Genomic DNA, 26,022 nt, shown 5'->3' on the forward strand with positions numbered 1-26,022 from the left:
GCTTCAAAACATGAGGTTAAAGCAAAGTATGTACTAGTGGACAGCTAATTTAGCAGTAAGGGGTTTATCCAGTCCATAAGAGAAAACAAAAATAAATCCCTGCATGTGATTTGTGCCGTTCGATAAGATAAACGAAATTACACCTATAACGGGACTAAACTAAATGCCAAGCAACTCTTAAGTACGTTGAAGAAAGAGAGAAAAGAAAAACGCTGTCGCAAAAGAATAAAGGGTTCCGTTTTGAGGTGCATTACGGAAAATTGACATTAGAAATGGCATACGAATCGAAATATGCCATTTTCCTTTTATATAGGGATTTATAATACCTCTTATAGTAAAATAAAACCACTAATGACAAAATAGATTTAAAGGACAATGCTTATTGGACACTCAAAATTAAGTGTCAATTGGGATGTCCATTCTTACACATTTTCATATACATAAGAATTCATCTCCTATATTTAGTACCCAGTGATAGTTAAAATAAGAGGAGATTTTCCGGTTAAATTACGTAATAAGGCTTGGTTCGGGGTATATAAGCGGAGGTTTTCCGCCTATGCAATGCAAAATGATCCATTTTGACGTTTTTTGTGTAAATAGTCGGAATCCTTCCGTCTATTTAAGCTATTTTAAGTGCTATTTCGTAATTAAGAGAAATTTCTCCGCTTATTTATTAAACCATGCTGATTCCCTCATCTCTTGGTCCTTGAGGGTTCGCTCATTATTTTTATTATGGGTGTCAAAGATTGCACGCCTTTTTCATTGTTTAGGAATTTATTAAATTGTAAGGTTGTGTATAACTTCGATTCTTTGTCTATCTACGTCTAGCTCCAGGCGCCATCGGACCTGAGGTCATAAGCCTTATATAACAAGGGTTAAGGCAGGATTATGAGTTAGAAAATCCTGTTTATTAAGGGTGCGAAACTTAAGTTATATTTTCTTTTGAAAAATAATTTGAAGATAATCTGTTACTTTTACACAGTGTACTCGCATATCACATACTATAAGATGAGTGTTGGGATAAGGAGGTTATGCTATGGGATTAAGTGTGTATTATCTATATTTAAATGTATTTGTCTTTAAAGAAAGAGGTACATTAACATAATCGTTCTGATCTAGGACCTTACAATAAAACAGTGTGACCCAGTTTTAACATATTAATTTTTAAATAATTCTTAAAACATAGGCATTAGACGATACAAATTGAACGGAATATGCATATTATGCAACGTATTACTTTATCTCGTTAGAAAAGTCGCCCCTATTTTCATGCATGCCACTAAATGTGGGGGGGGGCAAACGACACTGATAGCTTGGTAAATCGACTAAACTTCAGAGTGTTTAAAGCTCTGATTTGAAGGAAGTAATACATTTATGAGTTAAAGCTACCGGTTAGGTATTTAGTTTGTTTCTTGTTGAAGTAGAGTGCCCCTCTTTACTTCAGCTTTTTTTTGCTTTATATGATATAATACTTTTCGTCTATAGGTAAGAATTAGGTATTGTTGACTTAACTCAGTTTTAGTTAACGATGATTTAAAAAGTAAAAGGAGCGGTTTTTAATGACACCAGGGTTACTTAAGATGTGGTTTGCGCTTGCTTCAATGGGATTTATGTTTATTGCAGTTATTTCGATTTATCTTAGTAGATATAAATTAAAGGGCTTTTTAAGGACAATCTTATCAGTAATTGCCTATTTTTTTATGGTGGTTGCCGGTATAATTATCTTCTTTGTCGTATTTAGTGGCCCGGTAAGTGAATAGAGAAGACAAAATGAAGGACGGATTTATACTATGAAAGTAACCAGAAAGAAGCTATTATTACTTTTACATTTGATTATAGCTATCTCCTTATTATCAGGTTGTTTATACCCAGAAGATAAACTGAAGCAAAACCAAGTTCCGTATTTGGACCAACTAGCTTCGGTTCAATTAGCAGTAGAACAATTTCAGCAAGATAATTCAGGGCTATTACCTATTAAAACAAGAGATATGACTACACCTATCTATCAAAAATATCCAATCGATTTTAATAAATTGATACCTAGATATATGCAGGATACACCAGGGACTTCTTTTGAAAGTGGTGGTGTTTATTTATACGTTTTAGTAGATGTTGAGACAAACCCAACGGTGAAACTATTTGATTTAACTTTAACTGAGACGATTCGCGAAATAAATTTCAGGTTAGATGATTATAGAAGAAAAAACGGTTACCCACCATTCAAAGAGGTTGTATCAAATAAAGTGTTCACTCTGGATTTTAAAAAACTAGGGTACACAGAAGAACCCTATGTTGTAAGTCCATTCACAGGCAACAATCTTTCATTTGTGATCAATGATGAGGTAGATATATTTGTGGATTACAGACCAGATCTTTATGCAGCGCTACAAAAATCTAAGAACTCGTACGTAACAGGTGATGATATAAGAGATATTTTAGTACAGGATTCAATGTTTGTACCTGCACACTCCCTTCCGTATACAATTGATCCAGATAAAAAAGAGCCTATTTTTTTAGATAAATAAGTCATGAACCCTTCTTTAGAGAATAAACTCTAACAGAAGGGTTTTTATTTTATAAGACCTTGAGTTCAAATGGGGGTAAAAAAATAACTTCTTAGGATTAGTCATAATTAAGTAGGACAACATCATACATATATAATGTCCTATATTACTTATTCGGATAGTATTATCCCAAGAACTCTAAGATCGGGAGGGGATCACTTGGAAAAGGTAGACGTTTTTAAAGATATCGCTGAACGTACTGGAGGCGATATCTACTTAGGAGTAGTTGGTGCAGTTAGAACAGGTAAATCTACTTTCATTAAAAAATTTATGGAATTAGTAGTCTTACCGAATATCGGTAATGAAGCAGATAAAGCACGTGCACAGGATGAACTTCCTCAAAGTGCAGCTGGTAAAACGATAATGACAACTGAACCAAAATTTGTTCCAAATCAAGCTGTTTCAGTACATGTAGAAGATGGACTCAATGTAAATATTCGACTAGTAGATTGTGTTGGGTATACTGTTCCAGGGGCAAAAGGGTATGAGGATGAAAATGGACCAAGAATGATTAATACGCCTTGGTATGAGGAACCAATTCCATTCCATGAAGCTGCTGAAATTGGAACAAGAAAGGTTATACAAGAACATTCAACAATTGGTGTAGTAATTGCTACTGATGGCTCTATTGGTGATATTCCAAGAAAAGATTATATTGAGGCAGAGGAAAGAGTGATAGAGGAATTAAAAGAAGTTGGTAAACCATTTATTATGGTTGTCAACACTGTACACCCGCATCACCCTGAAACCGAAGCCCTACGTCAACAATTAAATGAGAAATACGATATTCCTGTCCTAGCAATGAGTGTAGAGAGTATGCGAGAGACCGATGTATACAACGTACTACGTGAAGCTTTATATGAGTTCCCGGTGCTTGAGGTAAATGTAAATCTACCAAGCTGGGTAATGGTATTGCGTGAAGATCATTGGTTACGTGAAAGCTACCAAGAGGCTGTTAAAGATACAGTGCAAGATATTAAACGCTTACGTGATGTAGATAGAGTTGTTGGTCAATTTAGTGAATATGATTTTATTGACCAAGCAAGCTTAGCTGGTATTGAAATGGGGCAGGGAATCGCTGAAATTGATCTATATGCTCCCGATGATCTGTATGATCAAATTTTAAAAGAAGTTGTTGGGGTGGAGATTCGCGGCAAAGACCATTTGCTTCAGCTAATGCAAGATTTCGCATATGCCAAAGCTGAGTATGATCAAGTTGCTGATGCTTTAAAAATGGTGAAGCAAACTGGTTACGGTATCGCCGCACCTGCACTTTCTGATATGAGCCTTGATGAACCTGAAATTATTCGACAAGGATCACGATTTGGTGTCAGATTAAAAGCGGTAGCACCTTCCATTCATATGATTAAGGTGGACGTAGAATCTGAATTTGCACCTATTATCGGTACAGAAAAACAAAGCGAAGAGTTAGTAAGGTATCTAATGCAGGATTTTGAGGATGATCCACTATCAATCTGGAACTCAGATATTTTTGGTAGATCATTAAGCTCAATTGTAAGAGAAGGTATTCAAGCAAAGCTTTCTCTAATGCCTGAAAATGCCCGCTATAAATTAAAGGAAACTCTAGAAAGAATAATAAACGAAGGTTCTGGTGGTTTAATCGCTATCATTTTATAAGACAAAAGAATCGAATTCAATTACGACTCCTTATTTGGAGTCTTTTTTTGATTTCTATAAGTTTGTTAAAAATTCTCAATAATTATGGCGAAATATCCCTAAATAGTAAAGATTTCCGTTGAAAAATATTGAATTATGTCGGATAATCGTATAATATAAGGCTTGTTACCAATTAGTAGTTCTATAAAGGTATAGAACTTGCTCAAATTGTGAAGTAATGAATAATAGGATTAGTTGGATTCTTTATAGTAGGAGAGTAAAAGGAATTTTTCGTCCCTTTAGAAAACTTCTATTAAGATCCCATACTCTGAAGAAATACTATTTGGGAGGAGGTGAATAGCATGAACAAGACAGAACTAATTAATGCTGTAGCAGAAGCTAGCGAGATTTCTAAGAAGGACGCTACAAAAGCTGTTGATGCTGTTTTTGATTCAATTTTAGATGCACTTAAAAGTGGAGATAAAGTTCAATTGATCGGTTTTGGAAATTTCGAGGTTCGTGAACGTGCTGCACGTAAGGGACGAAACCCACAAACAGGTGAAGAAATCGAAATTGCTGCAAGTAAAGTTCCTGCATTTAAACCAGGTAAAGTATTAAAAGACGCAGTTAAATAATGTACATAATTACCTGATAAAAAGGATGATCCGTCTTATGCGGGTCTCTTTTTTGTTGTTTAGGAATTTATAAATTGTAAGGTTGTGTATAACTTCGTGTCTCTGTCTATCTACGTCTAGCTCCGGGCGCCCTGCGCTTTTCTTGAAAGATAAGAAAGTATAAAAATTTGAACCTAGTTTTAGTGTCTAGCTCCGGGCGCCATCGGCTCGAGGTCATAAGCCAATCCGTCCGGAAGGTAAAGAACAACCTTCCAGCCGGCTTGTCTTATGCTTGTCGCCGATAGGCGGGCGCCCTGCGCTTTTCTTGCTTTCAGCTCTTTTTATATGCTAGAATCGCCTTACGTGACATTAGATTATGGTTTTTTGGGAGGAGATTAGTTTACATGTCTTCAATTAATCACGCACAAATTGAACAGGCAGTAAAGTTAATTATAGAAGCAATTGGTGAGGACCCAAACCGTGAAGGTCTACTTGATACCCCCAAACGGGTAGCGAAGATGTATGCTGAGGTTTTTTCAGGCATAAATGAAGATCCTAAAGAGCATTTTAAGACGATTTTTGGTGAAGACCATGAAGAGCTTGTTTTGGTGAAAGATATTCAATTTTATTCAATGTGCGAACATCATTTGGTCCCATTTTATGGTGCAGCACATGTTGCCTACATACCTAAAGGGGGAAGGGTTACAGGATTAAGTAAGCTAGCGAGGGCTGTTGAAGCAGTTGCAAAGAGACCTCAGCTTCAGGAAAGAATTACTTCAACAATTGCCGATTCTATTGTTGAGTCGTTAGATCCTTACGGAGTAATGGTTATTGTTGAAGCCGAACATATGTGTATGACAATGCGAGGGGTTAAAAAGCCTGGTGCTAAGACAGTTACTTCTGCGGTACGAGGTATTTTTAAAACAGATACTGCCGCGCGTGCAGAGGTTCTATCATTTCTTAAAGATTAATGATTATGATTAGTCTTCTCTGAAAAATTGTTGTAGTTCACAAAAAACACTTTAAAAAACAACAAAAATTAGGAAGCAGCTTACATTAAGCAAATGGTTTACTTTAAAATCTCTCACTAATTGACATAATTAAGGTTTTAGTGGATATTTAAATAAAAGAATTCGTTTTATTCTTCGTTTAAAGGAGAGAGCTAAAGATGGGCGTAAATACTAATAATGATTTTATCGTTATAAAGGCTGCAGAGGATGGTGTAAATGTGATTGGTTTAACACGTGGAACGGATACACGTTTTCATCATTCTGAAAAGCTAGATAAAGGTGAAGTGATGATTGCTCAATTTACGGAGCACACCTCAGCTATTAAGATAAGAGGAAAGGCTTTAATTCAAACTGGACATGGTGAAATTGAATCAGAAACAAAAAAATAGCAGGTAGCCCCTGCTTTTTTAGCTTTTTAGGTAGTTAAATGTGGGTCGATTTGGAAAGCATCAAGAAAAATGTAACTTTTAGGGCTAATAAGACACATAACACTTTGCTTTATGTTATAATGATGGTTGTCAAAAATGTTAATGAATGATAACCATTTTCTTTGGGGAATTTGGTTTAGTTAGATATAACGGGGAAACAAGGGTGATTTAATTGCATGACATCAATGTGAAAATGGCTGAGATTAAGGAGCTAATAGAAGCAAAAGTTAGACATCCTTATATAAATCAATATATTAACACGCCAAAAATCGACGAGGACAAGCTTCTTCTTTTGTATTCTATTTTTAAAGAGTTGAAGCTACCACAGCATCAGATTGAGAGTTATATTATAACGACGATGCTCGTTCAAATAGCCCTTGATACCCATGAAACAGTTTCAAACTCTTCTGTTTTGACGTTACCGAATACTTTAAAAAATCATCAACTTACAGTTTTGGCTGGAACTTACTTTAGTGGTTTGTACTACTATCTTTTAGCGGATATTGATGACATTAATATGATTCGAACCCTAGCAGAGGCCATTAAAGATATTAATGAGCATAAGATAAGATACTATCAAAAAGATGCCGATCACTTTGACACTCTTATTAACACTGTCGAAATGATTGAAGTTTCTCTTTTTAGAAAAATAACGGAATTTTTCCATCTGCCAAAGTTGACTGAGCTTGCTACAAAAATGTTACTTTTAAAAAGGTTAGTGAGCGAAAGAGAGACATTTGCAAGTAAAGGCTACTCAATTTTATTTGACACCATGCGAAATCTGTTCTTTCCGGTATCTACTAATGTAGAAATGGTTGCAATGGGCATAGAGGAAGAAACCTATCTTCTTCAAATGATTGATAAATACATTGCTCATTTAAAACAACTTATTGAAAAATGTTTAGTATCAAATCAAACGGTTAATAAACTCTTGGAAGTTCGTGTAAAGGAACTTCTTATTTCATAGTAAATTTATTATTCTGAAAAGATTGTGGAAGAAGGGTCAAAAAATGAAGCAATCCAAAGAAGAACGAGTGCATAAGGTTTTTGAGAAAATCTCCGAGAATTACGACCAAATGAATTCTGTCATCAGTTTTCAACAACATAAAGCATGGCGTAAAGATACGATGAAACGTATGGATGTCCAAAAAGGGGCTAAAGCATTAGATGTATGCTGTGGCACGGCAGATTGGACGATTGCGCTCGCTGATGCTGTCGGACCAACAGGCGAGGTATATGGACTGGATTTCAGTAAAAATATGCTTAAAATTGGCCAAGATAAAATTGAAACATTGCAAGTAAAACACGCTAAACTGATACACGGTAATGCAATGGGGCTTCCTTTTGAAGATAATACGTTTGATTATGTCACAATTGGTTTTGGATTAAGAAATGTACCTGATTATCTTCAAGTGTTAAAAGAAATGTACCGTGTGGTTAAACCAGGTGGAAAAGTAGTGTGTTTAGAAACCTCCCAACCAACTTTAGTTGGTTTCAGGCAATTATACTTCTTTTATTTCCGCTTTGTTATGCCGGTTTTTGGAAAACTATTTGCAAAAAGTTATGAGGAATATTCATGGCTTCAAGAATCTGCAAGAGACTTTCCAGGAATGAAAGAATTAGCTCAGATGTTTGAAAAAGCAGGGTTGCGAAATGTTAAAGTTAAACCTTACACTGGTGGGGTTGCAGCAATGCACTTAGGAGTTAAAGACAAAAAAGATAAGTAGTTTAAAACTACTATGTTAACATGGCTACTACAAATTATGTCTACGTAAGTTAAGGTGAATCTCATGAAATTGAAGATGATGTATTCCTTTTTGAATACGGATATAGCTATAATTGAAAAAGAGCTTGAGGCGACAATTCAAGCGGAGCACCCTCTACTTAGACAAGCAGGGTTGCATTTATTACAAGCGGGCGGAAAGAGAATTCGCCCGGTATTTGTTTTGCTAGCTGGAAAATTTGGGGAGTATAATATTGATAATATCAAAAACGTTGCTGTGGCGCTAGAGTTAATTCACATGGCATCACTTGTACATGATGATGTAATTGATGATGCCGATTTGAGAAGAGGTAAACCGACTATAAAAGCGAAGTGGAATAACAAAATCGCAATTTATACTGGTGATTACATTTTTGCTCGTTCTTTAGAATTAATGACTAGAGTTGATCGAGTTGATGCACACAAAATATTATCACAAGCCCTTGTTGAACTAAATATTGGAGAAATTGAACAAATAAAAGATAAATATGATTTTAACCAAAATCTACGCTGCTATTTACGTAGAATAAAAAGAAAAACTGCTTTGCTAATAGCTGTGAGTTGTCAACTTGGTGCGATTGCATCCGATGTACCTAGTGAAGTACATCGGAAATTATATTTATTTGGCTACTACGTTGGTATGGCATTCCAAATAACAGACGACATCCTTGATTTTACAGCAACTGAACAACAACTTGGAAAACCTGCAGGAAGTGACCTACTCCAAGGGAATGTAACTCTTCCGGTATTATATGCATTACAAGATCCTGTATTAAGTCAAGAGATAATAAAGGTTTCAGAAACAACTACCCATGAAGAAATTCAACCTCTTATCAATCTAATAAAAAATTCAAGCGCTATTAAAAAGTCAACAGAAATCAGTAATAGATACCTAGATAAAGCATTCGATGTTCTAAGTGAACTTCCAGTGAACAGAGCTAGAAATACGCTTTATAATATAGCTAAATTTATCGGCAAAAGGAAATTTTAAAGAATAATTATCTAGACAAACGTTGATAACCGATCAAAATAGTGTTACTATTTTGATTGGTTGTTAATTAGACAATCTTATACATATTTTAATGGGGTGGGTTATCATGGAAAAAACTTTTTTAATGGTAAAACCTGATGGAGTACAACGTCAGTTAATCGGTGAAATTGTGGCTCGTTTTGAAAGAAAGGGCTTTCAATTAGTTGGAGCTAAACTAATGCAAATTACTCCAGAACTTGCTGAGCAACACTACGGCGAGCATAAAGAACGTCCATTCTTCGGTGGATTAGTAAGCTTCATTACATCTGGCCCAGTTTTTGCAATGGTATGGCAAGGTGAAAACGTTATCACAACTGCACGTACGATGATGGGGGCTACAAACCCTAAAGATGCTGCACCAGGAACAATTCGTGGAGACTTCGGTTTAACAATCGATAAAAACGTGATTCACGGTTCGGATGCTTCTGAAAGCGCTGAGCGTGAAATTGGCTTATTCTTCAAAGAAGCTGAGCTTGTTGAATATACTCGACAAATTAATGAATGGATTTATTAAGATCAAAAAGAACCAGCTAATTTTAGCTGGTTCTTTTTTAAAGATAAGAAAGTATAAAAATTTGAACCTAGTTTTATTTACTGTCTTTTACTACTCATTTTTCTCGAATTTGCGTTATACTGAATGTATGTTTTTAAAAATTTGAATACCGTTAATATAGAGGAGAACTAGTGACGATGTCATATGATTATGAAGATTTTATCGTAAAAGTAAAGCAAAAAACAGGTATAGACCTTGCATTTTACAAAGAAGCACAAATGAAACGTAGACTAACATCTTTATACGAAAAAAAGGGATATAAAAGTTTTCATGATTTCTATAAGGGAATTGCTATTGATAATGTGTTGTTCCATGAATTTTTAGATAGAATGACTATAAATGTTTCTGAATTTTACCGTAATGGCAAAAGGTGGGAGGTGCTGGAAAAGAAAATCCTGCCTAATTTGTTTGTGAAAAATAAGCGTTTAAAAGTTTGGAGTGCGGCTTGTTCTACTGGTGAAGAACCCTACACGCTTGCAATGATGCTATCCAATTTCGTGCCACTTACTTCAATTTCCATTTTAGCAACTGATATTGACGAAAATGTTATTGCTCGTGCAAATCTTGGTATCTACCCAGAACGGTCACTCCAAGAAGTTCCCGACATAATGAAAAAGAAATACTTCACCCAGGATGGTACATACTATAAAATTAGTGAAGAAATTAAAAAAACCGTCACCTTTAAAAAACAAAATTTATTAGCAGATAGGTTTGATAACCAATTTGATTTAATTGTTTGTCGTAATGTATTAATATACTTTACTGAAGATGCCAAACATGTTTTGTATAAAAAATTTAGTGATGCATTAAAGAAGGATGGGATTTTCTTTGTAGGAAGTACGGAGCAAATTTTTAATCCAGCTACCTATGAATTCGAGACAGAGGACACATTCTTTTATAGAAAAAAATAATAGTTTTAGTGGAGTTCATCATAGGATGGATTCTTTTTGCCTATCCAAATTTCATACTATATTATATCATTAAGTAGGAGTAATCTTTTTTAAGATTATTTTTACAATTTATTAAATTCTCTTACTAATTTGTGTTTTGATATGATATATTGGTACATAATCGCTTTAAAGAGTTGAAGGGGGATTGTAGATGAGATATTTAACAGCAGGAGAATCACATGGCCCACAATTAACAACCATTCTAGAAGGAGTACCCTCGGGTCTTGCTGTAACAGCGCAACAGATAAACGAAGAATTAGCTAGAAGGCAAAAGGGACATGGTCGTGGTCGAAGAATGCAAATCGAAAAAGACCAAGTGCAAATAGTAAGTGGTGTTAGACATGGGAAATCATTAGGCTCGCCAATTACATTAATGGTTGAAAATCGTGATTGGAAGCATTGGACAAGCATAATGGGAATTGAGCCATTGGAAGATGTTAAGGAGGAAGACGTAAAGCGACAAATTACTAGACCTCGTCCTGGACATGCCGACTTAAACGGTGCAATAAAATACGGTCATCGCGATATGCGTAACGTTTTAGAGCGTTCGTCAGCTCGAGAGACAACTGTCCGTGTAGCCGCAGGAGCAGTTGCCAAGCAGCTCCTTTTAGAATTAGGAATTAAGGTTGCGGGGCATGTATTGGAAATTGGTGGAGTAAGAGCGAATGATCCTACATATAAAACAATTGAGGAACTACAGGTTATAACAGAACAGTCACCAGTCAGATGCTATGATGTTAAAGCTGAGAAGGAAATGATGGCGCAAATAGATCTTGCGAAAGAGAATGGTGATTCAATCGGTGGTATAGTCGAGGTTATCGTTTGTGGAATGCCGGCTGGAGTTGGAAGCTATGTTCACTATGATCGTAAGCTAGATGCAAAAATTGCCGCGGCAATGATAAGTATTAATGCTTTTAAAGGCGTCGAATTTGGCATAGGTTTTGATGCTGCACGTAAACCTGGAAGTGAAGTTCATGATGAGATTATTTGGGACAAAGAAAATGGGTATACCCGCAGAACAAATAATTTAGGTGGTTTTGAAGGCGGAATGACAACAGGAATGCCTATTGTCGTTAGAGGAGTAATGAAGCCGATTCCAACCCTCTATAAACCACTCAAAAGTGTTGATATCGAAAGTAAGGAACCATTTGCAGCAAGTATTGAACGTTCAGATAGTTGTGCGGTACCAGCAGCTAGTGTTGTTGCCGAGGCGGTTGTTGCTTGGGAAATTGCTGCTGCAATTGTAAGTCAATTTGGTCAAGATCGAATGGAGCTAATTAAAGATAACATTATGAAAATGAAGGAATATTCGAGGGACTTCTAATGGCGGCTATTAATATTACGACTGATTCGAAACAGTACCCTTTATATATAGGTAGTGGAATAATTTCGGAATTACCAAAGGTATTACAACAACTTACTAATCCTATTTCGAAGATATTGATTATTACGGATAACGTCGTGGCACCATTATACTTAGAAAAAGTGGTTTCGGTCTTAGCTAGGGATTACGCTACCGACAAGTTTATTATTTCACACGGTGAAACAGCAAAAAATATTGATACTTACTATGAGTGCCATACATGTGCATTAACGAATGGGCTTGATCGTTCTTCTTTAATCTTAGCTCTAGGAGGCGGTGTCGTTGGGGATGTAGCAGGGTTTGTTGCTGCAACTTACCAACGGGGTATACCATTTATCCAAATTCCAACAACTCTTTTGGCGCATGATAGTGCTGTAGGCGGGAAAGTTGCTATTAACCATTCTTTGGGGAAGAACATGATTGGTGCTTTTCATCAACCAGAAGCAGTTGTTTATGACACTGATTTTTTAGAAACTTTACCCAAAAAGGAGCTCTTATCAGGATTTGCTGAAGTCATAAAGGAAGCAATCATTTGGGATAAGGACTTTTATAAATGGATTAAAGAAAATATTATGACTTTTTCAGATTTAAATGGCGATCAGCTTCAATATGCCATTCAAAAAGGCATAGCAGTTAAGGCTGAAATTGTTTCAAAGGATGAACGTGAAAACGGTATCCGTGCCTTTTTGAATTTTGGCCATACACTTGGCCATGCAATAGAGACAGAATTGGGATATGGGGAAATTACTCACGGTGAGGCAGTCCTAATTGGTATGTTATATGCCATAAAAGTTAGTGAGCAATATTTTGAAAAAAATTTAAACTACCAAGAATATGTAGATTGGTTTAAGAAATACGGTTATGCAACCACAATTCCAGCTGGACTAGATCCTAACAAGTTACTACTACGTATGAAAAAAGATAAAAAATCTACTGCTGGTAACATAAGAATGGTTCTTTTAAAAGAAGTTGGGCTTGTTGAAGTACATGAAGTGAATGATGAGTTACTGTATACACTACTTAAAAGTGAATAAGGAGGAGTTACATGGTTCGCGGAGTAAGAGGAGCAATTACAGTTAAGGAAAATGAATTAAATGAAATTATTGCCGCAACAGAGTTTCTCCTTCAAGAAATGATAAAGGCAAATAATATTAATCCCAAGGACGTGGCACAAGTATTAATATCCGTTACAGAGGACATTGATGCGGGATTCCCTGCTGCAGCACTTAGACGTATTGATGGCTGGAGCTTTGTACCTGTAATGTGTATGAGAGAAATACCTGTACCAGGCTCTTTGGCTAAATGTATTCGAGTCATGTTGACGGTCAATACAAAGGTTACACAAGAAAATATTTTTCATGTGTACCTAGAGGATGCGATACAACTAAGGCCTGATCTCGTTGAGAAGAATTGAATCTTCTCGTATTTTGGCTGCTTGTGCTAGGGAACAAAGACTGAAATGGTCTTATGCCCCTATAATAAATTAACGAACAGTAAATCGTTGACAAATAATCAAGAAATGTAATAACATTAGAAATAGTAAGATTCTTTAGTTGAGTTAAGAGAACTATGAGATTGGCAAGAGTGCCATTCTATAGCTAGGGTAGATGAGAGTGAGTGAGTTTAGTTGAGGTTAGCTGAGAAAGATTAATCATATCAACTCTACCCCAATGACGTTTATTTGTCTTGGGGTTTTTTAATATCATTATGGTATTAAAACTTAAGTTGATCATTTTTTTATAGCTTTTATTAACCCCCTCCTAAATCCTCATTCTCCATAAGACAGTTAGTGTAGCGAATATTACACAACTTAAAAATATGGAGGAGTGAGCACATGAGTACAGAAGATTTATCCTCATTTCTGTCAAATTGCAACGAATACAAAACAATTCCGATTGTCAAAACAATTGTTGGTGACACGCTGACACCAATACAAATTTTCCAAAACCTAGAACAAGAAGCGTCCTTTATTTTAGAGAGCAAGGATGAACAATCATTATGGTCACACTATTCTTTCATAGGCCTTAGTCCATTTTTGTTTGTCGATGAAATAAATGGTGAATTTATCATAAAGAATGGCAATCAACAAAAAATCGCCAAAAAGAGTACCCTTAAAAAAGCGTTCGCTTGGATTCAGGAACATTTAGCGGTTATGGATGTTGATTTACCCATCCCATTTACTGGGGGAGCTGTTGGTTATATTGGTTATGATGCAATATCAACCTTTGAAAAAGTAAATGAACATCAAAACAATGATATGAACATCAAACGATATCACTTCTTCTTTTGTGAAACACTATTAGCCTTTAATCATCATAAAAAAGAACTTTCAATCATTCATTACATTAGTTTAAATGGCGATGAAGACACTAGATGTAAAAAGGCAGTTTTTGAGCATGCATTAGCAAAAATAAATATTTATCTTACTAAGATTTTGCAAAATAATAAACATCAAGAACTTGTTCCACTACACAATATGAAAGCGGAAGTTAGCTTTGATGATATTAAATCAAACTATGAAAAAGAAATGTTTATCCGAGATGTAACTAAAATTAAAGATTATATAGCTGCTGGTGATATTTTTCAGGCAGTGCTTTCACAACGGTTTGAGGTTCCTGTGAGTATAAGTGGATTTGAATTATACCGAGTCTTGCGGATGGTAAATCCATCACCATATCTATTTTATATAAAAAGCGATGACGTTGAAATTATCGGTAGTTCTCCAGAAAGGCTAATCAACATTCAAGAAGATCATTTAGAGATTCATCCAATTGCAGGCACAAGACGCAGAGGGCGTACGCCTGAAGAGGATGAGTTATTGGCGCAGGAGCTTTTACATGATGAAAAAGAAAAGGCTGAACATTATATGTTGGTTGATCTAGCAAGAAATGATATTGGTAGAGTGTCGAAATTTGGAACGGTGAACACACCGGTACTAATGGAGTTAGGGCGATTCTCCCATGTTATGCATCTTATTTCAAAGGTTACAGGTGTTATTTCCGAAACTGTCGACCCAATTGATGCATTACTGGCAGCTTTTCCAGCTGGAACTGTATCGGGTGCTCCCAAGATACGAGCAATGCAAATATTATCTGAGCTTGAACCAACTGCAAGGAATTTATATGCTGGAACGATTGCTTATATAGGATTTGATGGGAATATTGATTCATGTATAACTATTCGAACAATCGTATTAAAAGATGGTGTCGGTTTTATACAGGCGGGTGCTGGAATTGTTGCTGATTCCGTACCAGAGCTTGAATGGAAAGAAACACTCAATAAAGCTAGCGCCTTAATTAAAACTATAGAGCTGGCGCATAAGATGTTTGCAGGTAAGGAGGGTCAATATGTTTAAAGAATTATTAAATAAATGTATTAACGGGAATGTTTTGACCGAATCAGAGGCCAATGCGGTTATGGATGAAATAATGAGTGGAAGAGCCACACCTAGTCAAATTGCAAGCCTCCTCTCGATTTTACGTTTTAGAGGAGAAACTATTGATGAAATGACTGGATTTGCAAGGGCTATGCGGTCCCATATGATGGCATTAGAGTCTTACGATGATCAAGTAATCGATACATGTGGTACTGGAGGAGATGGATCTTCAACCTTTAATATATCAACCGCTACAGCTATTGTTGTTTCTTCTTTAGGAGTAAAAGTTGCAAAACATGGAAATCGAGCTGTCTCTTCAAAAAGTGGAAGCGCGGATGTACTTGAGTACTTAGGCATCGAAATCCAAGCTAGCCCAGAAGAAGCTAAGAGGGCAATGCGAGAAAGAGGAATGAGCTTTTTGTTCGCTCCGTTTTATCATTCAGCAATGAAGCATGCTGTTATACCTAGAACTGAGATTGGATTTAGAACTGTCTTTAATTTGTTAGGCCCATTAGCTAATCCAGCCCGTTGTAAAAAGCAGGTTATCGGCGTATACTCACCTGATTATGCAGAAAAAATGGCATATACATTGCGGAATTTAGGATCTGAGCATGTTCTTTTCGTAACAGGTAGGGATGGGCTTGATGAATTCAGCATTAGTTGTGAAACAGATGTAGTAGAACTGAAAAATGGCGAAATTAAGAAATTTGTGATCACACCTGAGGACGTTGGATTAGTAAGAGGAAATATCAAGGATATTCAAGTCAGCTCTGTAACAGCAAGTGCTTTGTTGCTAGAACAAGTCTTAAATGGGGAAGGAAATCACAGTGCCACAGATATCGTTTTATTTAACGCTGGTGCTGCTTTATATGTAGCAGGTAAAACAAATTCTATATCTGAAGGAGTCAAGACGGCTAGGGAAGCATTGCAAAAAGGAGTAGTACAGAGTCATTTTAAAAAATTACGCAGTAAAAAGGAGACTCGGTATGCTAGGTAAAATAATTCAATCAAAGTACAAAGAAGTGAAGGAGATTGTTCTACCTGATTTTTTAGAAGTTAAGAGAAAGTCCTTATATGAAGCACTTATCAACCCTAATAGGAATATTGGCTTAATTGCAGAAATCAAAAAGGCATCACCATCCAAAGGCGTCATTAGAGAAGAATTTTATCCTCTTGAAATAGCTAAAGAATATGAAAATGTAGGGGTAGACGCTATCTCTGTTTTAACTGATAAAGAGTATTTTCAAGGATCAATCGACTACCTTAAGCAAGTGAAGAGTGAAGTGGATGTTCCAGTACTAAGAAAAGACTTTATTGTCGATCCCATCCAAATTGAAGAAAGTGTAAGGATAGGTGCAGATGCCATCCTGTTAATTGGAGAGGTCTTATCAATTAGCCAGCTATATGAATTTTACTTAGAAGCATATGAGTTGGGTCTAGAATGTCTGGTTGAAGTGCATTCCTATGACGCCTTAGAGAAAGTCTTAGCTAAATTTGAGCCACAAATAATAGGTGTGAATAATCGAGACCTAAAAACCTTTGCAACGTCTATTCAACATACTAACGAAATAGCACATCATATTCCAGTTGATAGCTTGTTAGTAAGTGAGAGTGGTATTCACACAAATAATGATCTAAGGAAGGTACAAGAATACGGAGCTAATGCAGTATTGGTCGGGGAAGCGTTTATGAAGGCAGAGAAGCCTAGTGAGGGCATTAAGCAAATGTTTGGAGAAGATCGACATGACCGGATTACTACTTAAGTATTGTGGAAATAAATCATTAGAGGATTTACTTGTAACAACGAATAGTAATGCTCATTATATTGGATTTATCTTTGCTGGGAGTAAACGACAGGTATGTGTTGATGAGCTTAGTGAATGGCTCTCACAAGTCGATATAAAAGACAAAAAGTTGGTCGGTGTGTTTGTGAATGCCACAGCAGAAGAAATTGCTACTATTGTATCAAAAGTACCTCTATCAATCATTCAATGTCATGGCAATGAAAGTGTAGATGTGATTTTAGATATTAAAACGAAAGTTAATTTACCAGTTTGGAAGGCTATCCATCATCAAGAAAATGCCTTAAAGATAATGCAGAGCCTTAGTGGAATAGTGGATGGATATATTGTTGATAGTAGGGTCAAGGGAGTGTGGGGTGGCACAGGAATTTCGTTTGATTGGAATGCGGTACCAAACTATTTAGAGGAAGCAAAAAGGCAAGGTGTTCTTTGCTTTATTGCAGGTGGAGTAAGCTCAAAAAATGTCGATGGGCTCCTTAAACATTGTCCGCAGGGTATTGATCTTTCAAGTGGGATTGAACTAAATAATGTAAAGGATAAACAACTAGTAGATCAATTAGAGGAAAGGGTGGGAATATATGAATCAAGCACCAGATAAAAACGGTAGGTTTGGTGATTTCGGAGGTAAATTCGTTCCAGAAACATTAATGCAACCATTAGAAGAAATCGAGGCTGCATTGGATGCAGCGTTGAAAGATCCATCATTTGCAATGGAATATCATAGTACCTTAAAGGAATATTCAGGCAGACCAACAGCTCTTACATTGGCAGAAAATCTGACCAAAAAGCTTGAAGGTGCAAAAATATATTTAAAACGTGAAGATTTAAACCACACGGGTGCACACAAAATTAATAACGCTATTGGTCAGGCGCTGCTAGCTAAGCGTATGGGGAAAAGGAAACTAATTGCTGAAACTGGAGCTGGTCAGCATGGGGTTGCTGCAGCAACAGTAGCTGCTAGATTTGGAATGGAATGTAAAGTGTTTATGGGCGAAGAAGATATTGCAAGACAACAATTAAATGTATTTAGAATGCAACTTCTAGGTGCAGAGGTAATCCCGGTTTCAAGTGGAAGTAAGACACTAAAAGATGCTACCAACGAGGCTATTCGCTATTGGGTACAGCATTGTACTGATCATTTTTATATGATTGGTTCTGTTGTTGGCCCACACCCCTATCCAAAGATGGTACGCGATTTTCAAAGAATTATAGGTGACGAGGCGAAACAACAATTTCAAGCAAGAGAAGGGAAACTTCCTACAACCGTTGTGGCATGTGTTGGAGGTGGAAGTAACGCGATGGGAATGTTTTATCCTTTCTTAAAGGATGACGTCCAACTAGTAGGTGTTGAGGCAGCGGGAAAAGGAGTGGAAACATCTTTACATGCTGCAACAATTACAAAAGGTACACGGGGCATTATTCATGGAGCTATGACTTACCTGCTTCAAGATTTACATGGACAAATTATTGAACCTTACTCAATATCGGCAGGGCTCGATTATCCTGGGGTTGGCCCAGAGCATTCCTATTTAGCCAGCGTTGGCAGGGTTAAATATGAGAGTATCACGGATGTAGAAGCGTTAGAGGCACTTCAAATGCTAGCGAAAGAAGAGGGAATCATTCCTGCGATTGAATCTGCCCACGCTCTTGCAAAAGCTTTTGAACTTGCAAAAGATATGAGTGCACAAGAATCAGTACTAGTGTGTCTTTCTGGTAGAGGGGACAAGGATGTCCATTCTCTAATGGAACATTTGAAAGGGGGAAAAGAGTATGAGCACAACGTATTATCAGAGACTGTTAAAGCCTGACACAATGTTTATCCCATTTATAGTAGCAGGTGATCCCCACCCAGACGTTACAATAGAACTTGCTTTAGCTTTACAGGAATCCGGTGCGACTGTAATAGAAATTGGCATTCCTTATTCTGACCCTTTAGCTGATGGTCCTGTAATCCAACGGGCAGCCAGCAGGTCATTGCGAAATGGTACAACATTAGAAAGCTCACTAAAGTTAATAGGAGTAATGAGAGAAAAAGGATTAAAAATTCCAGTTGTTGTCTTTACCTATTACAATCCTGTGCTACAATTAGGGGAAGATATCTTTTTTTCTTTAGCGCAGGAATATGGTGTAGATGGACTGTTAATACCAGATTTACCATATGAAGAAAGTGTGGACTTACGAGAAAGATGTGCTCAAAAAGGAATTGAATATATTTCATTAGTAGCACCTACGTCAGCCAAAAGAATTCAAAAGATTGCATCCAATGCTCAAGGCTTTCTTTATTGTGTTTCCTCACTTGGGGTGACTGGTGTTCGAGATACTATCCAAGAAGAAGTATATTCATTCCTTCAAGAAGTTAAACAATACAGCACCATACCAGTTGTTGTTGGGTTTGGAATTTCTAATGCAAACCAAGTTAAAGCATTACAAAATCATTGTGATGGAATTGTCGTCGGAAGTGCCATTGTTCAACAAATCGAGGTTCTTGGAGATAGACTTTTTCATGAAGGATCTCGAAGTGATGCGGTTGAAGAATTTAAAAGGTATATTCTGTCCATAATTTCACCTATAAATAGTTGAGAGGTGTAAGATGAAGATTAAAGAACAATTAAAGAATTTAAAGCCATACCAACCTGGAAAACCTATTGAAGAAGTTAAAAGACAGTATGGTCTAGACAAAATTACAAAGCTTGCATCAAATGAAAATCCATTTGGTTTCTCAAAACAAGCAAAAATTGCAATTCAAAATAGCATTGAATCACTAGCAATTTACCCTGATGGTTATGCGGCTGATCTAAGAGAGAAATTCGCAGGGCATTTAGAGGTAAGTCCAAAACAAATTATTTTTGGTAATGGTTCAGATGAAATACTGCAAATAATCTGTCGTTCTTTGCTCTCGCCAGGAAAAAATACAGTGATGGCTACACCTACCTTTCCACAATATCGCCATAATGCCATTATTGAGGGCGCTGATTGTAGAGAAGTAGAATTAATAGATGGTTATCATGATTTAGAAGGTATGTTAGCTCAAATTGATAAGGAAACTGCTGTTGTTTGGTTATGTAGCCCAAATAATCCAACAGGTACCTATATTAAAGAAAATAATTTACTAGCCTTTTTGAATCAAGTACCAAGTGAGGTCTTGGTAGTGGTAGACGAGGCTTATTATGAATATACACAAGTTGATGACTATCCAGAAACAATAAAACTTATAGATCAATTCCCAAATTTAATTGTACTTCGAACGTTTTCTAAAGCGTATGGATTAGCGGGATTACGAATTGGGTACGGTATTGCTCAAAGTTCTCTTATTACCCAAATAGAACCTGCGAGAGAACCTTTTAACACAAGTAAAATGGCCCAAGTAGCAGCTTTAGCTGCATTAGACGATCAACAATTTATTATAGAATGTGCCAAAAAGAATAAACAAGGCTTAGAACAATACTATACATTCTGTAATGAACAAGGACTTTTCTATTATCCTTCAGAAGGAAATTTTATCCTAATTGATTTTAATAGGCCAGGGGACGAAGTATTTCAATACCTGCTTGAAAGAGGTTATATTGTAAGATCTGGAAACGCTCTAGGTTTTCCAACGTCCGTTAGGATTACAGTAGGAACGAAAGAACAAAATGAAGGTATTATCAGTATTTTAACGGAAATGCTTGTAGAAAAAGTAGCTAATTAATATGAAGTCGAGAGTATAGTGGTGTAATCATACTTCTCACTTCTCTTTTTTTAAAGCTCTATTCTGAAAGATTATTGCTTATTACATTGGATAACAGAGTAATAAGGGCAATTTCAAGCGATTATTATGGCGGCGCCCTGCGCTTTTCTTAAAAGATAAGAAAAATTTGTACCTAGTCTTAGTGTCTAGCTCCGGGCGCCATTGACTCTATGGTATAAGCCATTTCCTTTAAGAAGGAAAAACCACCTTCTTAAAGGAACCGTCTTATGCTTGACATGCACAGGATGTGCTGATGTCGATGTTCGCCACAGGACGTGGCGGGTTTTAATCGACGCGCCGATAGGCGGGCGCCCTGCGCTTTTCTTGTTATATGGAGATGATGAAATGGAAGGTAAGGTTTTGTTGATAGGATTGGGTCTTATTGGTGGCTCAATTGCATTAGCTTTAAAAAAAGAACACCCGAAAAGTATAATTATTGGTTGTGACATTAATTTAGAACAAGCAAAGTTAGCACAAACACTTCAAATCGTGGATGACATTACAGTCACTATAGAAGAACATGCACAAACGAGTGATTTAATCATTATATCTGCCCCAGTTCAGCAAACAGAAATAATCATTGAACAATTAGCACAGTGCAATTTGAAAAAAGATGTAATTATTACTGATGTTGGAAGCACAAAACAACGAATTGTCGAAAAAGCTAAGAATTTATTGAATAATGGATACTCATTTATTGGTGGACATCCAATGGCTGGATCTCATAAAAGCGGTGTAGCGGCTGCAAAAGTGCACTTATTTGAAAATGCCTTTTACATATTCACCCCTACTGCCGAAGAAGCGAGTGCAAATAAACTTTCAGTCTTGAAAAATTGGTTGAAAGGGACAAAAGCTAATTTTATCACGATGTCAGCAAAAGAGCATGACCGATTAGCTGGTGTTATAAGTCACTTCCCGCATATAATTGCCGCAAGCTTAGTTCATCAAGCTGAGCAGCTCCAACATGAAAATGCGCTAGTAAGCAGGCTGGCTGCAGGAGGATTTCGCGATATTACAAGAATAGCATCAAGTAATCCTGCAATGTGGAGAGATATTCTACTCCATAATAAGGGAGAATTATTAACACTGTTCGAAAGCTGGATAGTTGAAATGGAAAAAGTACGTTCATTAATTGTTGCAAGCGATAGTAGTAAAATATATGATTATTTTAATAATGCAAAAGACTTTAGAGATGCATTGCCCACGCGAGTCAAAGGGGCTATTCCATCCTTTTATGACCTTTATGTTGACGTACCGGATTATCCAGGTATAATCTCAGAAATAACTGGTTATTTAGCGAAAGAACGTATAAGTATAACGAATATTAGAATTATAGAAACCCGAGAGGAAATTTATGGGGTGTTACGGTTAAGCTTTCAAAGTGAAAATGATCGTGAACGTGCAAAAAGCTGTATAGAAAAAGAAACAAATTTTGATACATATTACGGATGAAATTTACACTGAACCTGCTATGAGGAGTGTTTAGATGAAAAAGAAACAATTATTTACAATGGTTAACGGCCTTACTGGAACAATCGATATACCCGGAGATAAATCGATTTCACATCGTGCTATCATGTTTGGGTCAATTGCAAATGGGAATACGACAATTACGAACTTTTTAGAGGGAGAAGATTGTTTAAGTACAATTGATTGTTTCCGAAAAATGGGTGTTGAGATTAAGCGAAATGAAGACACTGTAGAAATTTTTGGGACTGGATTATCGGGACTTAAGGAGCCAGTTGAGATTTTAAATGTTGGAAACTCAGGTACGACAACACGTCTGCTACTTGGAATTTTAGCTGGTACACCATTTCATAGTTGTTTAATTGGCGATGAATCGATTGCTAAAAGACCAATGAATCGTGTTACAAACCCTTTAAGGCAAATGGGAGCGTCTATCGATGGAAGGGAACAGGGTAACTTTACCCCATTATCGATACGTGGTGGAAAAACGAAAGCGATAGCTTATAAATCTCCTGTTGCAAGTGCACAAGTGAAATCTGCGATTCTATTAGCTGGTTTACAAAGTGAAGGAACGACGTCTGTAACTGAACCACATAAATCAAGAGACCATACCGAGAGAATGCTTCGAGCATTTGGAGGAGAGGTTGTAGAAGCTGGATTAACTGTTTCTGTAACAGGGAAACAAGAATTACATGCAGTAAATATTATCGTGCCTGGTGATATTTCTTCAGCAGCTTTCTTTTTAGTAGCAGGTGCAATCATTCCAAATAGTCGAATTACGCTTAAAAAAGTTGGATTAAACCCAACAAGAACGGGAATTATTGATGTGTTGCGTAATATGGGTGCTAATGTCTCTATCTCAAATGAAACGATAGAGAATTTTGAACCTGTTGGGGATCTCACTATTTCAACTTCTGCACTTACAGGGATTGAAATTAGTGGCGATATAATCCCACGGTTGATTGATGAAATTCCGATCATCGCCTTACTTGCTACACAAGCAAACGGTAAAACAGTAATTAAGGATGCAGGTGAATTAAAAGTAAAAGAAACAAACCGAATTGATACAGTAGTAAGTGAGCTCTCAAAACTAGGAGCTTCCATTGAATCAACAGACGATGGGATGATAATCTATGGTCAATCAGGTAAACTAACTGGAAAAACAGTTAATAGTTATGGGGATCATCGAATTGGAATGATGCTCGCAATTGCTGCATGCTTAACAGAGGGGCCTATGGCCTTAGAAAATTCTGAGGCAATTGCTGTATCCTATCCATCATTTTTTGAGCATTTAGAAAGTTTAATTGGCTAGTAACTCCAAGTGTGTGATTTAGAAATACATAAAATATTATAAGTAATAAGGATTGTTATTGAAAAGCGCAAAGTGTCCAGAGCTAGACACTAAAACTAGGTACAAATTTTTATCCTATATTATCTTTAAAAAGAACCATTTCAAGTGAATGGTTCTTTTTTATTCATAGAATCAAGTCCGTCATCATAGCTTGTCTTAAGAAGCTTTTTCGACTTAAAACTAATATGATGGGGGAGGTTTCATGGCGTATATAATTGATCGTGCAAATGTACTAAAGGAAAATAAAATTGCTAAATGTTCCTTACTTGTTAAGGGTGAACGTATTGACTACATTAGTGATAATTTGAACCGATACAACTGTAATAAAATGGATATTTCACAATTCCTACTAACTCCAGGACATGTCATGATGGACTTTTCATTAGGTTCATCATTAAAGCCTTTTCATCAATTTAAGCAAGAAATGATTGATGATTTTATTTCGAAAGGGTGCACGACCATACTATCCATCTGTGATGTGAAATTTGAGCGGGAGCTATCTAAAGCGCTAAATGAGGCAAGACACCGCTTATTGAATTGCCCGGTCGACTACTTTCTAGGGATTAGAGTTCCTTTGAAATTAACTACACCTTCCCTCATTCGATCCTGTAAAAGAAAAGGTATTTCACTGGTTATTGTCGAAATTGATGAAGAAGATAATTTATTTCGAATTCCCTGGGGGTGGATTCGAGATGCTCAATATTCATACCCTGTGCCAATTGTGCCACAATGGAATACAAAAAATAAATCTCAATCTAAAAAAGATAGGCAAAGTAGCCTATGGCAAGAAATAACAGAAGACAACCATATTTCCTCCTTACATGATTGTCCTAATGAGAAAGATCCACTTTCATTAAACGTCTTAAAGAAAATTGGTATATACCCTGCTAAAGGAGGTATACGTGTTGGTGGAGAATTAGATTATAACCTCTATGATTTGAATGACGTTAGCTATTCAGTTGAACAAAAGCCGCTTCTAGATTATCATAGTCATATCCCAAAGGTAACAATGCACAAAGGTAAATTTTTAAAGGTTGATAATCAAATACTGTTCCGACCTGGATTTGGTGACGAATGTAGAGTGAAAATACCTGGGCATTTTGCATCTTCCTTTTAATATTTGTAAAGGAGTAATAATATAATGAGCAAATTAGATGTAGCAATTGATTTAATAGATAACGGAGAAATAGAAAAGGGACTTGAATACTTAGACCAGATAAAAAAAGGTTGTACAGATGAAGAAAAATACACGATTGCCGAGAATTATTACAGATGGGGCTTTGTTGATCAAGCGAAAGAAATTGTGGAACTTTTACACGAATTTTATCCTGAGGAAGGTGAATTATCTCTATTTTTGGCTGAGATTATGATTGATTTGGATGAAGAAGAAGATGCTATTGAGGTATTGGCAACTATAACTGAAGAAGATCCAGCATATGTCCAATCCTTATTACTTCAAGGTGATTTATATCAAATGCAAGGATTGAGTGAGGTCAGTGAACGAAAGCTTTTACTGGCAAAGAAAAAACTACCACAAGAACCTATAATCGACCTTGCACTTGCTGAGTTATATTCAAGTCAGGGTGACTTTAAAAAAAGCATTGAGTATTACAACATTGTTTTAGATGAACATGAAGTAGTTGCTGGAATAAATGTTAATTCCAGAATTGCTGAAAGTTTAAGTGCGGCCGGTGAATTCGAGGATGCACTACCTTTTTATGAAAAGGCAATCAAAGCAAAGGAAGAAATTGACACACTTTTCCGATACGGTTTTACGGCCTTTCAAGCAGGATATTATAAAACTACAATTGAAAGTCTAATAAAATTGAAGGAAATCGATCATGAGTACAGTTCACTATACCTATATCTTAGTAAGGCATATGAGCATGAAGGAATGCTAGAGGAGAGCTATAATACAATTGTCAGCGGTTTAAAAGTAGATGAATTTAACAAAGAACTACAGCTATATGCTGGGGAAGTATCAATGAAGGTTGGTAGAAAAGAAAATGTAGAGCAACATTTAAGAGAGGCGATTGCACTGGATCCGGGTTATATAGAAGCGGTCCAAATGCTTACAAAATTTTTGCTTAAAGAAGAACGTTATGATGAAATTATTGAATGTATAGAGCAAGTCTCTTCTTACGGAGAGTTTGATCCTGGGTACGATTGGGACTTGGCTACTGCAAAAAACAAGTTAGAACAATATTCTGACGCATTAAACCATTATCGTCAGGCATATACTTCTTTTAAGGATGATATAGATTTTCTAGAGGAGTATGGATACTTTTTGGTGGAGGAAGGAAAACGTGAGGAAGCATTAATAGTATTTAAACGAATTTTAGAAATTGATCCCACTAAAGTAGAGATTGAAGAGACTGTAAATAGCTTTGAACTGTAAACTTGAAATG

The 26,022-nt window shown here is 36.4% G+C and carries 25 protein-coding genes and 1 pseudogene; all 26 read left to right on the forward strand.

Translation table 11 applies throughout. The annotated features are described in order from the left end of the window. A pseudogene (locus tag PY093_RS21375) lies at nucleotides 1-225 on the forward strand (IS4 family transposase); the annotation flags it as partial. A 1,334-nt stretch (nucleotides 226-1,559) separates the two neighbouring features. After that, nucleotides 1,560-1,760 (forward strand): DUF2768 domain-containing protein, encoded by a 201-nt coding sequence (locus PY093_RS05735; protein WP_275644918.1) that lies wholly within the window; start codon nucleotides 1,560-1,562, stop codon nucleotides 1,758-1,760. Between the two features lie 30 nt (nucleotides 1,761-1,790). After that, nucleotides 1,791-2,525: a hypothetical protein gene (locus tag PY093_RS05740; protein WP_275644919.1), complete on the forward strand. Its 735-nt coding sequence runs from the start codon at nucleotides 1,791-1,793 to the stop codon at nucleotides 2,523-2,525. 198 nt (nucleotides 2,526-2,723) lie between these two features. After that, the gene (gene spoIVA, locus PY093_RS05745) at nucleotides 2,724-4,202 is read left to right on the forward strand and encodes a stage IV sporulation protein A (RefSeq protein WP_275644920.1); all 1,479 of its coding nucleotides are present in this window, start codon (nucleotides 2,724-2,726) and stop codon (nucleotides 4,200-4,202) included. 341 nt (nucleotides 4,203-4,543) lie between these two features. Continuing rightward, on the forward strand, nucleotides 4,544-4,816 hold the full coding sequence (locus tag PY093_RS05750) for an HU family DNA-binding protein (RefSeq protein ID WP_275644921.1): 273 nt from the start codon (nucleotides 4,544-4,546) through the stop codon (nucleotides 4,814-4,816). Between the two features lie 383 nt (nucleotides 4,817-5,199). Next, nucleotides 5,200-5,766: a GTP cyclohydrolase I FolE gene (gene folE / locus PY093_RS05755; protein WP_275644922.1), complete on the forward strand. Its 567-nt coding sequence runs from the start codon at nucleotides 5,200-5,202 to the stop codon at nucleotides 5,764-5,766. Nucleotides 5,767-5,963: 197 nt separating this feature from the next. After that, nucleotides 5,964-6,194 carry a trp RNA-binding attenuation protein MtrB gene (mtrB, locus tag PY093_RS05760; RefSeq protein ID WP_275644923.1) on the forward strand — a complete coding sequence of 77 codons (231 nt, stop codon included), beginning with the start codon at nucleotides 5,964-5,966 and terminating at the stop codon, nucleotides 6,192-6,194. Between the two features lie 211 nt (nucleotides 6,195-6,405). After that, nucleotides 6,406-7,200, forward strand: a complete 795-nt coding sequence (locus tag PY093_RS05765; protein WP_275644924.1) for a heptaprenyl diphosphate synthase component 1 — start codon at nucleotides 6,406-6,408, stop codon at nucleotides 7,198-7,200. A 43-nt stretch (nucleotides 7,201-7,243) separates the two neighbouring features. Beyond that, nucleotides 7,244-7,960, forward strand: coding sequence for a demethylmenaquinone methyltransferase (locus PY093_RS05770; RefSeq protein ID WP_275644925.1), 717 nt, complete (start codon nucleotides 7,244-7,246; stop codon nucleotides 7,958-7,960). Nucleotides 7,961-8,023: 63 nt separating this feature from the next. Then, a complete protein-coding gene (gene hepT / locus PY093_RS05775; RefSeq protein WP_275644926.1) occupies nucleotides 8,024-8,986 on the forward strand; it encodes a heptaprenyl diphosphate synthase component II in 963 nt (320 codons plus the stop codon). Nucleotides 8,987-9,092: 106 nt separating this feature from the next. Beyond that, on the forward strand, nucleotides 9,093-9,539 hold the full coding sequence (gene ndk / locus PY093_RS05780; protein WP_275644927.1) for a nucleoside-diphosphate kinase: 447 nt from the start codon (nucleotides 9,093-9,095) through the stop codon (nucleotides 9,537-9,539). A gap of 176 nt (nucleotides 9,540-9,715) precedes the next feature. Next, a complete protein-coding gene (locus PY093_RS05785) occupies nucleotides 9,716-10,489 on the forward strand; it encodes a CheR family methyltransferase (protein ID WP_275644928.1) in 774 nt (257 codons plus the stop codon). A 190-nt stretch (nucleotides 10,490-10,679) separates the two neighbouring features. After that, nucleotides 10,680-11,852 (forward strand): chorismate synthase, encoded by a 1,173-nt coding sequence (gene aroC, locus PY093_RS05790; protein ID WP_275644929.1) that lies wholly within the window; start codon nucleotides 10,680-10,682, stop codon nucleotides 11,850-11,852. After that, entirely contained in the window at nucleotides 11,852-12,925 is a 1,074-nt protein-coding gene (gene aroB / locus PY093_RS05795; RefSeq protein WP_275644930.1) for a 3-dehydroquinate synthase, read from the forward strand. The genes aroC and aroB overlap by 1 nt, the downstream gene beginning before the upstream one ends. A gap of 11 nt (nucleotides 12,926-12,936) precedes the next feature. Then, a complete protein-coding gene (aroH, locus tag PY093_RS05800) occupies nucleotides 12,937-13,305 on the forward strand; it encodes a chorismate mutase (protein ID WP_275644931.1) in 369 nt (122 codons plus the stop codon). Between the two features lie 420 nt (nucleotides 13,306-13,725). After that, entirely contained in the window at nucleotides 13,726-15,246 is a 1,521-nt protein-coding gene (trpE, locus tag PY093_RS05805) for an anthranilate synthase component I (protein ID WP_275644932.1), read from the forward strand. Further along, on the forward strand, nucleotides 15,239-16,264 hold the full coding sequence (gene trpD / locus PY093_RS05810) for an anthranilate phosphoribosyltransferase (RefSeq protein WP_275644933.1): 1,026 nt from the start codon (nucleotides 15,239-15,241) through the stop codon (nucleotides 16,262-16,264). The genes trpE and trpD overlap by 8 nt, the downstream gene beginning before the upstream one ends. Beyond that, complete coding sequence (gene trpC, locus PY093_RS05815) at nucleotides 16,254-17,030, forward strand: indole-3-glycerol phosphate synthase TrpC (protein ID WP_275644934.1); 777 nt, start codon at nucleotides 16,254-16,256, stop codon at nucleotides 17,028-17,030. Before trpD ends, trpC begins: the two co-directional genes overlap by 11 nt. Then, nucleotides 17,011-17,667, forward strand: a complete 657-nt coding sequence (locus tag PY093_RS05820; protein ID WP_275644935.1) for a phosphoribosylanthranilate isomerase — start codon at nucleotides 17,011-17,013, stop codon at nucleotides 17,665-17,667. The genes trpC and PY093_RS05820 overlap by 20 nt, the downstream gene beginning before the upstream one ends. Beyond that, on the forward strand, nucleotides 17,648-18,877 hold the full coding sequence (gene trpB, locus PY093_RS05825; RefSeq protein ID WP_275644936.1) for a tryptophan synthase subunit beta: 1,230 nt from the start codon (nucleotides 17,648-17,650) through the stop codon (nucleotides 18,875-18,877). Before PY093_RS05820 ends, trpB begins: the two co-directional genes overlap by 20 nt. Continuing rightward, a complete protein-coding gene (gene trpA, locus PY093_RS05830; RefSeq protein ID WP_275644937.1) occupies nucleotides 18,840-19,649 on the forward strand; it encodes a tryptophan synthase subunit alpha in 810 nt (269 codons plus the stop codon). Before trpB ends, trpA begins: the two co-directional genes overlap by 38 nt. A 10-nt stretch (nucleotides 19,650-19,659) precedes the next feature. Continuing rightward, nucleotides 19,660-20,757: a histidinol-phosphate transaminase gene (gene hisC / locus PY093_RS05835; protein ID WP_275644938.1), complete on the forward strand. Its 1,098-nt coding sequence runs from the start codon at nucleotides 19,660-19,662 to the stop codon at nucleotides 20,755-20,757. Between the two features lie 384 nt (nucleotides 20,758-21,141). Next, nucleotides 21,142-22,248 (forward strand): prephenate dehydrogenase, encoded by a 1,107-nt coding sequence (locus PY093_RS05840; RefSeq protein ID WP_275644939.1) that lies wholly within the window; start codon nucleotides 21,142-21,144, stop codon nucleotides 22,246-22,248. Nucleotides 22,249-22,282: 34 nt separating this feature from the next. Further along, nucleotides 22,283-23,575 (forward strand): 3-phosphoshikimate 1-carboxyvinyltransferase, encoded by a 1,293-nt coding sequence (gene aroA / locus PY093_RS05845; RefSeq protein WP_275644940.1) that lies wholly within the window; start codon nucleotides 22,283-22,285, stop codon nucleotides 23,573-23,575. A 241-nt stretch (nucleotides 23,576-23,816) separates the two neighbouring features. Next, on the forward strand, nucleotides 23,817-24,731 hold the full coding sequence (locus PY093_RS05850; RefSeq protein WP_275644941.1) for a hypothetical protein: 915 nt from the start codon (nucleotides 23,817-23,819) through the stop codon (nucleotides 24,729-24,731). A 24-nt stretch (nucleotides 24,732-24,755) separates the two neighbouring features. After that, nucleotides 24,756-26,012 carry a tetratricopeptide repeat protein gene (locus PY093_RS05855; RefSeq protein ID WP_275644942.1) on the forward strand — a complete coding sequence of 419 codons (1,257 nt, stop codon included), beginning with the start codon at nucleotides 24,756-24,758 and terminating at the stop codon, nucleotides 26,010-26,012. Nucleotides 26,013-26,022 lie beyond the last annotated feature (10 nt).

Source organism: Cytobacillus sp. S13-E01 (assembly GCF_029193815.1).
In the GTDB taxonomy this organism is placed as follows: Bacteria; Bacillota; Bacilli; order Bacillales; family Bacillaceae_L; genus Bacillus_BV.

Excerpts from the sequence above, each read along its gene's own strand:
- PY093_RS05735 (WP_275644918.1), top strand. The coding sequence starts at position 1,560 with ATGACACCAGGGTTACTTAAGATGTGGTTTGCGCTTGCTTCAATGGGA.
- PY093_RS05740 (WP_275644919.1), top strand. The coding sequence starts at position 1,791 with ATGAAAGTAACCAGAAAGAAGCTATTATTACTTTTACATTTGATTATA.
- PY093_RS05750 (WP_275644921.1), top strand. The coding sequence starts at position 4,544 with ATGAACAAGACAGAACTAATTAATGCTGTAGCAGAAGCTAGCGAGATT.
- folE (WP_275644922.1), top strand. The coding sequence starts at position 5,200 with ATGTCTTCAATTAATCACGCACAAATTGAACAGGCAGTAAAGTTAATT.
- mtrB (WP_275644923.1), top strand. The coding sequence starts at position 5,964 with ATGGGCGTAAATACTAATAATGATTTTATCGTTATAAAGGCTGCAGAG.
- PY093_RS05770 (WP_275644925.1), top strand. The coding sequence starts at position 7,244 with ATGAAGCAATCCAAAGAAGAACGAGTGCATAAGGTTTTTGAGAAAATC.
- hepT (WP_275644926.1), top strand. The coding sequence starts at position 8,024 with ATGAAATTGAAGATGATGTATTCCTTTTTGAATACGGATATAGCTATA.
- ndk (WP_275644927.1), top strand. The coding sequence starts at position 9,093 with ATGGAAAAAACTTTTTTAATGGTAAAACCTGATGGAGTACAACGTCAG.
- PY093_RS05785 (WP_275644928.1), top strand. The coding sequence starts at position 9,716 with ATGTCATATGATTATGAAGATTTTATCGTAAAAGTAAAGCAAAAAACA.
- aroC (WP_275644929.1), top strand. The coding sequence starts at position 10,680 with ATGAGATATTTAACAGCAGGAGAATCACATGGCCCACAATTAACAACC.
- aroB (WP_275644930.1), top strand. The coding sequence starts at position 11,852 with ATGGCGGCTATTAATATTACGACTGATTCGAAACAGTACCCTTTATAT.
- aroH (WP_275644931.1), top strand. The coding sequence starts at position 12,937 with ATGGTTCGCGGAGTAAGAGGAGCAATTACAGTTAAGGAAAATGAATTA.
- trpE (WP_275644932.1), top strand. The coding sequence starts at position 13,726 with ATGAGTACAGAAGATTTATCCTCATTTCTGTCAAATTGCAACGAATAC.
- trpD (WP_275644933.1), top strand. The coding sequence starts at position 15,239 with ATGTTTAAAGAATTATTAAATAAATGTATTAACGGGAATGTTTTGACC.
- trpC (WP_275644934.1), top strand. The coding sequence starts at position 16,254 with ATGCTAGGTAAAATAATTCAATCAAAGTACAAAGAAGTGAAGGAGATT.
- PY093_RS05820 (WP_275644935.1), top strand. The coding sequence starts at position 17,011 with ATGACCGGATTACTACTTAAGTATTGTGGAAATAAATCATTAGAGGAT.
- trpB (WP_275644936.1), top strand. The coding sequence starts at position 17,648 with ATGAATCAAGCACCAGATAAAAACGGTAGGTTTGGTGATTTCGGAGGT.
- trpA (WP_275644937.1), top strand. The coding sequence starts at position 18,840 with ATGAGCACAACGTATTATCAGAGACTGTTAAAGCCTGACACAATGTTT.
- hisC (WP_275644938.1), top strand. The coding sequence starts at position 19,660 with ATGAAGATTAAAGAACAATTAAAGAATTTAAAGCCATACCAACCTGGA.
- PY093_RS05840 (WP_275644939.1), top strand. The coding sequence starts at position 21,142 with ATGGAAGGTAAGGTTTTGTTGATAGGATTGGGTCTTATTGGTGGCTCA.
- aroA (WP_275644940.1), top strand. The coding sequence starts at position 22,283 with ATGAAAAAGAAACAATTATTTACAATGGTTAACGGCCTTACTGGAACA.
- PY093_RS05850 (WP_275644941.1), top strand. The coding sequence starts at position 23,817 with ATGGCGTATATAATTGATCGTGCAAATGTACTAAAGGAAAATAAAATT.
- PY093_RS05855 (WP_275644942.1), top strand. The coding sequence starts at position 24,756 with ATGAGCAAATTAGATGTAGCAATTGATTTAATAGATAACGGAGAAATA.